Annotated in this window: 4 protein-coding genes; 1 reads left to right on the top strand and 3 read right to left on the bottom strand. The window is 59.7% G+C overall.

What is annotated here, in order from left to right; all coding sequences use genetic code 11:
• From AC5JJ6_RS06325 to AC5JJ6_RS06315, 3 genes are all read right to left on the bottom strand, one after another.
• The coding region (locus AC5JJ6_RS06325; protein ID WP_496041227.1) for an NAD(P)H-dependent oxidoreductase at positions 1-1,082 on the bottom strand (1,082 nt) is incomplete at its 3' end.
• A gap of 3 nt (positions 1,083-1,085) precedes the next feature.
• Entirely contained in the window at positions 1,086-1,886 is an 801-nt protein-coding gene (locus AC5JJ6_RS06320) for a phytanoyl-CoA dioxygenase family protein (RefSeq protein WP_496041226.1), read from the bottom strand.
• A 63-nt stretch (positions 1,887-1,949) separates the two neighbouring features.
• Positions 1,950-2,717: a GntR family transcriptional regulator gene (locus AC5JJ6_RS06315; RefSeq protein ID WP_496041225.1), complete on the bottom strand. Its 768-nt coding sequence runs from the start codon at positions 2,715-2,717 to the stop codon at positions 1,950-1,952.
• Positions 2,718-2,852: 135 nt separating this feature from the next.
• Here AC5JJ6_RS06315 and AC5JJ6_RS06310 point away from each other — a divergent pair.
• Positions 2,853-3,094, top strand: a 242-nt coding sequence (locus tag AC5JJ6_RS06310; RefSeq protein WP_496041224.1) for a MazG nucleotide pyrophosphohydrolase domain-containing protein, incomplete at its 3' end; no start/stop codon positions are given.

Below are 3,094 nucleotides of genomic sequence, written 5' to 3'. Positions count from 1 at the left end.
GCCTTCAACTGCCGCTTGGCGACGGACGCCACATCGCCCCGGAAGCTGCGCGTCTGACCCGTCGGCTCGTGACGCAAGGCCGCTGATAGTACTGAAATACCAAGCTCGAGCCCGATCAGGTGATACGGCTTGTACATCGCGGCATAGACGCCGCTGTCGTCGGTCTTCAGCCCGTACTGCTTGAAACAGGCCTTTGCGTAATCGTTCGGCGCCTTGAGAACGACATAGACGCCCCACCGGAGGTCCCGGAAAACCGGCCTGCCGTCCCGTTCCAGCGACGAGACGACTTCGACCATTCCCTCACGTTCCAGAACGCCGCCCACCGACTTTGGACGCAGGATGTGAGGCAGATCATCGACGCCGCAGGCGGGAAACAGTAATCCATCGGACGGAACGTCAAGTTCGCAGGCATTGGCGATAGCCGCCATCTCGATCGCCGACTTGGTGCCGTCAAGGAAGGAGTTGAACATCTGGGCGTTCATTCCGCCCTGTCGGGCTTCCTCGTCGGTCAACCCATAGTGGCTCCAGACATCGTCGGGAGTGACGGTATGGAACAGCGGCAGATACTTGGTGCCTTTACCCGCAGCGACCACATGAAAGCCGCACGACCGTGCCCAATCCACCATTTCGGACGTCAAGGCCGGCTGGTCGCCGTAAGCCATCGAATAGACGACGCCTTTGGACCGGGCTTCCTCCGCCAGCAGAGGTCCCGCCAATACATCGGCTTCGACATTCACCATGACGATATGCTTACCGGCGGCGATCGCCGCTTTGGCATGTGCGATACCGGCCGCTGGCGAGCCGGTCGATTCTACGACCACCTCGACCTCCGGATGACCGCAGGCTTCGGCGCCCGAGGTGACGAACGCAGTCCGCTCGATCCGGCCTTCGTCCCAACCGACCTGCCGACAGGCATTCCGTGCCCGCTCAGGATCGAGATCGGCGATCACGGCGATTTCCAGACCGGCGGTCGTCGGGACTTGCGACAGGAACATGGAACCGAACTTGCCGGCGCCGACCAGGGCGACCCGTACCGGTCGCCCCGCCGCTACACGCTCCTTAAGGAGTTGGTGGAGGTTCATGATCTACTCCGCCGCCAGCCGGTGCGACCGCGCATAGTCGAGCAGCGCATCGTCCGGAACGGTCTGGATCGGCGTGAAGTCCTGATGGGCGATCCATTCCGGACGCGTCGGCTTGCGGATGTAGTTCGAAACCGAGTTGAGCGTCAGGTAGACGATCTTGCGAGGGTAGGGGGTTATGTTACCCGCGGAGCCATGGACCAGATTGCCGTGGAACATCAGTACCGAACCCGGCTTGCCGGTCGGCGCCACGATACCGCCTTCGTCGACCAGCCGGCTGACCGTATCATGCTCCAAGGTCCAGAGCGGGTACGAAGTCGTCTGCTTATCGTGACCCGCAGCCAGCGTGCCGTGCTTGTGGCTCCTGGGAATCAGCATCAGCGGCCCGTTGATCGGCATGACCTCGTCGATGAACACCGAGATGTTCATGGCCCGGGGGTCCGGCATGCCGTCGTCCCTGGCCCATGTTCCATAATCCTGGTGCCACTGCCAGACTTCGCCGTCGAACGCGGCCTTTGCGTTGATCTTGTACTGATGCATGTAAAGCTGTTCTCCGAAGAACTGCTCCACCGGCTCGATCAGGCGTGGGTGAGCCCCCAGGATCCGAAATGCTTCGTTATAGGTGTGGGCGGCGAAGGCGGTACGGGGCGCACCGCTTTTCTCGCGCCAGACTTCTTTCCGGTCGGAATGATAAATGCTCTCGGCTTCGGTTCTCAAAACCTCGACTTCCTCCGGAGAAAAACATTCCGGCAAGAAGATGTAGCCTTCTTCTTCGAACTTCGCGAGCTGTTCTGCTGTCAGTTTCATTGTCGTTCCCTCCGTAAAATGGGTCTATCTTTGGCGACCCTTGTTTTCAGATTCTTGGAGTTCTCAAGCCGCCTCATTGCTGATCAGGTCGGCGAGGCGCTTCGCCGTTTCCGTACCAGCCCGGCTGGTATGATCGTGGGCCGCCGCTTCGGCATGCTGCGCATCGCCGGCAAGAATGAAGCGGACGATGGCCGCATGTTCATGCCAGACCAGAAGACGCTCATCCGGGTTGTCGAGAACCACACCCATCGACCGCTTGAGGTGCGGCCACTGGGCCGCTACGGTTTCCTCGATCGCGGAGTTTCCGGACAGGCGGTAGATGGTCGTATGGAAGTCGACGTCTGCCTGAATGAATGCTGCCGCCGAACGATCCGGTTTCAGCGACGCTCCGTTTTCCAACGATTCTTCGAGTTGACGCCGCAGAGCCGCATTCGCCGAACCGGCTGCGCAACGCTGCGCTGCGAGACGGGCGGCGAGGGCGTCCAGAGATGTCCGGACCTGATACAGATCCACGATCCTGCCGGCATCCAGCGGCGCGACGGTCAGACCTCGTTTGCCGCTCTCGGTCAGGAGGCCCTGATGCTTGAGGAGTTGAAGCGCATGACTTACCGGTTGCCGCGACACGCCCAGCCATTCAGCAAGCTCTTCCTGCCGAATACGGCTGCCGGGAAGCAGGCTTCCGTCGGCTATCGATTCCACAAGCCGCTGGTAGACCTGATCGATGAGAACCGGCTGGGTGGCTATGGGCGTCATGGCGAAACGTCTCGACTCAGTTAGTGAATTCGGAATTCCGAATTCACTAACCTTGGGGCAAAAAGACAGCCTGGTCAAGCCACATGTCGTTATATTCCATCATTAATTTCCATAATATAAATTATAGCCTCTACATCAAAGCTTGGGGTTTGCAGCCGCTTCCATGTCCGCTAAGGTCGTTCCTTCCCATCCGCTGCGGCAAGATCATCCCTTATGTCCGGAAATATAGATCGCCTTCTCGAGGTCATGGCCCGCCTTCGCGATCCCGACGGCGGCTGCCCTTGGGACTTGGAGCAGACCTTCCACACGATAGCGCCGCACACGATCGAAGAAGCTTATGAAGTTGCCGATGCGATCGAAAGCGGCGACATGGCTGCTCTCAAGGACGAGTTGGGCGATCTGCTGTTCCAGGTCGTTTATTACGCCCAAATGGCACGGGAAGCCGGTGACTTCGA

The sequence above is a fragment of the Skermanella sp. genome (assembly GCF_059503625.1).
Note: the sequence above shows the minus strand (reverse complement) of the source record. Positions and strands in the feature narration are given on the sequence as shown.

Coding starts and splice junctions, on each gene's coding strand:
- AC5JJ6_RS06320 (WP_496041226.1), bottom strand. CDS start 1,886: ATGAAACTGACAGCAGAACAGCTCGCGAAGTTCGAAGAAGAAGGCTAC.